We start from the raw sequence: 5,803 nt of genomic DNA, 5'->3' as shown, positions 1-5,803 counted from the left end.
GACATCCTTGCCGAACATGCCGGGCGCGCTCTTGCCACGATTGAAGATCGTGACCTGATGTCCGCGCTTGAGCGCTTCGCGCACATCGTGCGGGCCCACGAAGCCCGTGCCGCCGAGGATGAGAATTCTCTTTGCGGCGCGCGCGGGCACGAGCACGCGCGGATCGAAGGCGGATACGGCGCCGAACGCAGCAAGACCGGTGCCGATGAATTCACGACGGCTGTACATGGGGCGCTCAGCTGAGGGGCAAAGGGAAAGGGCACCGGCGGCGATTGCCGATCCGGTGCCCAAGGTTACTTCCCACCGCGTACCGCCACCAGACGTTACGGGACCAACGCCACCTGGCCGCGCAGTTCACCACCCGTGTTCGCGTCGGTGTGGATGTTCACGTAAATGCCACCGGCCCGCATCTGATCGATCAAGGCGGTGAGCGGCTGACCGGCAAGCGTGCCACTCAGGTTCGCGGCCGTAATGAACTGCTTGCCGACGCGACCGTTGGACGGTCCCGCCACCGTGGGTCCATCCACCACGAACGCGACCACGGGGCCGTTGGCACCGCGGGCACCGGTGTGGAAGTGGCCAAACCGCATGTTGTTGAGGCCGTTCACCGTGACGTTCACGAACAGCGTGTCGTTGGTGCGGCTGAGCGTGAACTCGGCGCTGCCAGTGGCGGTCGTGGTCACCGGGGGCACTTCTTCCGTGCCGACCAACGTGGCGCGGTACTTCACGAGCGGGGTCGGGGCGACCACCGCGTCGTCGTCGCCGCCGCAATTGGCGAGCACGGCACCGACGAGCAGGGCACCGGCAAGGGAAACGAGGGCGCGGGCAATGCGGCGGGACTTGGGATGAGTCGACATATTGATGCGATTGAGGGTTCACTGCTGACGTACGCGGTGAACCCTCAAGCACTCACATCATCCCTTTGTTCCTGCGCGGCGTCGCCACGCCGGTTCGTACCCTCAGACTAGGTCGAAGCGATCGAGGTGCATCACCTTGGTCCAGGCCGCCACGAAGTCCTGCACGAACTTCTCGTTCGCACCGTCCTGGGCATACACCTCGGCGAGCGCGCGCAGCTGCGAGTTCGACCCGAAGATCAGGTCCACGCGCGTGGCCGTCCACTTCACGTCACCCGTGGCGCGGTCACGTCCTTCGAACACGTCCTTCGACTCCGAGATCGACGTCCACGTGGTACCGATGTCGAGCAGGTTCACGAAGAAGTCGTTGCTGAGCGTCTCGGGGCGGTCGGTGAACACGCCGTGCTTCGACTGTCCCACGTTGGCGTTCAGCGTGCGCAGGCCACCCACGAGCACCGTCATCTCGGGCGCGCTGAGCGTGAGCAGCTGCGCCTTGTCCACCAGCAGCTCTTCCGCGGTCATGGTGAACGCCGTCTTCTGGTAGTTGCGGAACCCGTCGGCCTGCGGCTCGAGCACAGCGTACGAGTGCGTGTCCGTCTGCTCCTGCGATGCATCCATGCGCCCCGGCGTGAACGGCACCGTGACCGGCGTGCCGGCCTTCGCCGCCGCCGCCTCGATCGCGGCGCAGCCACCGAGCACGATCAGGTCGGCGATTGACACTTTCTTGCCGCCGGTCTGCGCGGCGTTGAACTGCTGCTGGATGGTCTCGAAGATCTCGAGCGCACGCCCAAGCTTCACCGGCTGGTTCACTTCCCACTGCTTGGCCGGCGCAAGACGGATGCGCGCGCCGTTCGCGCCACCGCGCTTGTCGGAGCCGCGGAAGGTGGAGGCCGACGCCCACGCGGTGTTCACGAGCTGCCCGATCGACAAGCCCGAGGCCAGGATCGTGCTCTTGAGGGCGGCGATGTCGTGCGCGTCGATCAACACGTGATCAACGGCCGGGATGGGATCCTGCCAGATCAGCGTTTCCGTCGGCACGAGCGGACCGACGTAGCGCGTGTTCGGGCCCATGTCACGGTGCGTGAGCTTGAACCACGCACGGGCGAAGGCGTCGGCGAACTCGCTGAAGTTGTCGCGGTAGCGCTTGGAGATTTCGAGGTACGCCGGGTCGGTGCGCAGCGCCATGTCGGCGGTGGACATCATCGGCGCATGGCGCTTGGTGGGATCGTGCGCGTCCACCACCGTGGTGGCGGCGGCGGGGTCCGTCGGCGTCCACTGCTGGGCGCCGGCCGGGCTCTTGGTGAGCTCCCACTCGTAGCCGAGGAGCGTGTTGAAGTAGCCGCCGTCCCACGTGGTGGGGTTGGGCTTCCAGGCGCCTTCGAGGCCGCTGGTGATGGTGTCGCCGCCCTTGCCGGTGCCGAACGTGTTGGCCCAGCCGAGTCCCTGCAGTTCGATGCTGGCGCCTTCCGGCTCCGGGCCCACGTGGGCCGTGTCGCCGGCGCCGTGCGCCTTGCCGAAGGTGTGACCACCGGCCACCAGGGCGACGGTCTCTTCGTCGTTCATCGCCATGCGGGCGAACGTTTCGCGGATGTCGCGGGCCGACGCCATCGGGTCGGGGGTGCCGTTCGGGCCTTCCGGGTTCACATAGATGAGCCCCATCTGCACGGCAGCCAGCGGGTGCTCGAGATCACGGTCGCCCTGATACCGCTTGTCGCCGAGCCATTCGGCCTCCGGGCCCCAGTAGATGTCCTGCTCGGGCTCGTACACGTCCTCGCGGCCGAAGGCGAAGCCGAAGGGCTTGAAGCCCATCGATTCCATGCCGCAGTCGCCGGCGAAGATCATGAGGTCGGCCCACGACAAGGCGTTGCCGTACTTCTGCTTGATGGGCCACAGCAGGCGACGGGCCTTGTCGAGGTTCCCGTTGTCGGGCCAGCTGTTGAGCGGCGCGAAGCGCTGGGTGCCGGAGGACGAGCCGCCACGGCCGTCGGCCGTGCGGTAGGTGCCGGCGCTGTGCCACGCCATACGCACGAAGAACGGGCCGTAGTGGCCATAGTCGGCCGGCCACCAGTCCTGCGAGTTCGTCATCAGCGCGAACAGGTCCTGCTTGAGGGCCGCCACGTCCAGCGACTTCAACGACTCGGAGTACTTGAACGTCGCGCCGAGCGGATTGGAGAGGGGCGAGTGCTGGTGCAGGATGCCCACGTTGAGCGCATTGGGCCACCAGTCGCGGTTCGAGCGGCCGCCGGCCGTCGTGACCGTGGGGACCGAGGCACCATGCATGACCGGGCACTTCCCACCGGTCCCTGAATTCCCTTCCATGTTGTACTCCGATTGAGGCTACGGGTCGTGCACGGTTCGGTCGACAACCGAGGTGCTGGTCTAGCGGCAGATCGTGGAAAGTTACGGGCGCTACCTATAGCCCGCAATCAGGGAAACGCTATACAAGCCATAGCCGAGCGTTATACTTCGGAATGGATACGACACTGCTGCGCGCGTTCGTGGAAACCGCCGACGCCGGGTCGCTGAGCCGGGCGGCGCGGCACCTGGCGCTGTCGCAGCCGTCGCTCACGGGGCAGATCCAGCGGCTGGAGGCTCATCTGGGGACGCCGCTGTTCGACCGGCACGGGCGCGGGGTCACGCTGACCGAGGCGGGGGAAGCGCTCTATCCGCGGGCGCGCCGCATTCTGGACGAGGTGCGCAACACCGAAGACGCCGTCCGTCGCGAGGGCGCGGAGGGGGCGGGGACGCTGAGCGTGGGGGCCATTCCCACGGTGGCGCCGTATGTGTTGCCGGCGGCGGTGCAGCGGCTGCGCGCGCGTCATACGGCCACGCGGGTGGAACTGCGCGAGGACTACAGCGCGGTGCTCGCCAAGCTGTTGCTGGATGGCGCGCTGGACGTGGTGATCGCGGCGCTGCCGTATGCGTTCGAGCATCTCGACACCGAGGTGCTGGGCACTGATGCGCTGGTGGTCGCGGTGCCGGCGTCGCATGCGTCGGCGCGCGCGGGACGTATCACGCTGTCGCAGCTGCGCGACGCGCCGGCGGTCACGCTCGACCCGGCGCACTGCCTGGGGGAGCAGGTGGCCGGCTTCTGCTCCAGCCGGCAGCTGTCGCCGTCGGTGGTGTGCCGCAGCGCGCAATTGGCGACGGTGTTGGAGCTGGTAGGGGCGGGGGTGGGCCTCTCCATCGTGCCGGCGATGGCGGCGGTGCGCCACAACACGCCGCAGTGCGCGTATGTGCCGCTGGCCGAGCATGCGTTGCAGCGCGAGATCGTCGCGGTATGGCGGCGAGGGGCGGCGCAGTCGGCGGCCGCGCGAGCGTTCGTGGAGTGCGTGCGGGAAGTGGTGCGCGTTGGGTAACGGCTCAGAGGTCAGTGCACAGGCGCAGGCGTCAGACTGGGTATAGTGGTCGGAATTCAGCAACGGCAGTGCACGGTGTCGAGCGGGTTTCGTGGCGCTGGCGATCCGTGAGCCCATCGCGCGAACCCGCGATCCCGCGTGTGCGTCGGCTCGTATTGCGCGCCGCATCACTGAAGGACGGCACTATGAAACAGCTCGGCACTGTGCACTGTCGTTGCTGAATTCCGACCACTATACCCAGTCTGACGCCTGCGCCTGTCCACTGACACCTGAATAGCGCGTGTCCGCCGCGCCCGTGTCGGCACGGCTGGCGTTGCTGCCCGGATGCTGGTACCATCCCGCCACTCTTCCCATCCAATGGCTGTCGAGGTGACGCCATGACCGCTACACTCGAGAAGGTCTTCGGCTATCGCGGCGACACGATGCATCTCCCGGTGCCCAACGTGGCCGCCGCCGTGCCGTTCTACGAAACGGTGCTCGGTTTTCGCGTGGTCTCACGCGGCGATACGCCCCACGCGCGGGCGGTCCTTGCCCGCGACGATCTGCAGATCGGACTCGAAGAGAACGGCGGAGATCCCACGCAGGATGGCTGCGCGTTTCATGTGCGTGGGCTGCGCGCGCTGTTCGCCGAGTTCCACGCCAATGGGCTCCCGACGGCCCCGTCGGATTTCGGTACGGAGCACCGCGACGGCATCCCGTGGACCGTGTGCTATGTGATCGCGCCCGATGGGTTGTGCTACTGGTTCGGAGAACGTGCGCATGCGTAGTCCATTCATCGGTTTCGCCATATCCACGGGCATCGCGTCCCTCGTCATGCCCGCGTTCGCACTGCTGCACGTGCCACTCCACGCCCAGCGGCCCACCACCATGGCCGGCCGATCCGCCGTGTACGCGCCCAGCGGCATGGTAGCCACCAGCCAGCCACTGGCCTCGTCGGCGGGGCTCGAGATCCTGCGACGCGGGGGCAACGCGATCGACGCCGCCGTGGCCGCGGCCGCCGTGCTCAGCGTGACCGAGCCGCACATGACCGGCATCGGCGGCGACATGTTCGCCATCGTGTGGCTCGCCAAGGAACAGAAGCTCGTGGCGCTCAACGCCAGCGGCCGCGCGGGGTCGCTGATGACCCGTGCCACGTTGCAGGCACGCGGCTTTCGCGCGGGATCGCAGCAGGGTGTGATGTCGGTGACGGTACCTGGTGCATTGGCCGGGTGGGACACGCTGGTGCGCAGCTACGGAAAACGCACGCTGGCGCAGGTGCTGCAGCCGGCCATCGGCTATGCGCGCGACGGCTTCCCGGTGTCGCCGATCATCGCAGCGCAGTGGGCCGATGAGACGGCGTTCCTGCAACGCGACTCAGCGGCCGCCGCCACCTTCCTGCCCGGCGGGCGCGCACCGAAGGCGGGCGAGTGGTTCCGCAACGCCGACTACGCGCGCACGCTGAGAACGATTGCCGACAGCGGGATTGGCACGTTCTACGGCGGGAGCATCGGCAAGCGGCTGGTGTCGCGCCTCAAGGCGCTGGACGGCTTCGTCACGCTCGACGACTTGCGCAAGAACGCGCCGAACTGGGTGACGCCGATCTCGGTGCCG

Annotated in this window: 6 protein-coding genes; 3 read left to right on the top strand and 3 right to left on the bottom strand. The window is 67.6% G+C overall.

Translation table 11 applies throughout. From position 1 onward, the window contains the following. The 3 genes from ACIRA7_RS14300 to katG form a co-directional block, all read right to left on the bottom strand. Window positions 1-228: NAD-dependent epimerase/dehydratase family protein (locus ACIRA7_RS14300; RefSeq protein WP_396221525.1), on the bottom strand; the 228-nt coding region annotated here is incomplete at its 3' end. 95 nt (window positions 229-323) lie between these two features. Then, window positions 324-857 (bottom strand): CHRD domain-containing protein, encoded by a 534-nt coding sequence (locus ACIRA7_RS14295; protein WP_396221524.1) that lies wholly within the window; start codon window positions 855-857, stop codon window positions 324-326. A gap of 102 nt (window positions 858-959) precedes the next feature. Beyond that, window positions 960-3,173 carry a catalase/peroxidase HPI gene (katG, locus tag ACIRA7_RS14290; protein ID WP_396221523.1) on the bottom strand — a complete coding sequence of 738 codons (2,214 nt, stop codon included), beginning with the start codon at window positions 3,171-3,173 and terminating at the stop codon, window positions 960-962. 152 nt (window positions 3,174-3,325) lie between these two features. Here katG and ACIRA7_RS14285 point away from each other — a divergent pair, with 152 nt between their 5' ends. The 3 genes from ACIRA7_RS14285 to ACIRA7_RS14275 all read left to right on the top strand — a co-directional run. Then, entirely contained in the window at window positions 3,326-4,213 is an 888-nt protein-coding gene (locus ACIRA7_RS14285) for a LysR family transcriptional regulator (protein WP_396221522.1), read from the top strand. Window positions 4,214-4,590: 377 nt separating this feature from the next. Next, on the top strand, window positions 4,591-4,980 hold the full coding sequence (locus ACIRA7_RS14280) for a VOC family protein (RefSeq protein ID WP_396221521.1): 390 nt from the start codon (window positions 4,591-4,593) through the stop codon (window positions 4,978-4,980). After that, window positions 4,973-5,803: gamma-glutamyltransferase (locus ACIRA7_RS14275; protein WP_396221520.1), on the top strand; the 831-nt coding region annotated here is incomplete at its 3' end. The genes ACIRA7_RS14280 and ACIRA7_RS14275, both read left to right, overlap by 8 nt.

Source organism: Gemmatimonas sp., assembly GCF_044376735.1.
Classification (GTDB): domain Bacteria; phylum Gemmatimonadota; class Gemmatimonadetes; order Gemmatimonadales; family Gemmatimonadaceae; genus Gemmatimonas.
The sequence above is the reverse complement of the archived record's forward strand: the minus strand, read 5'-3'. Positions and strand labels throughout refer to the sequence as shown.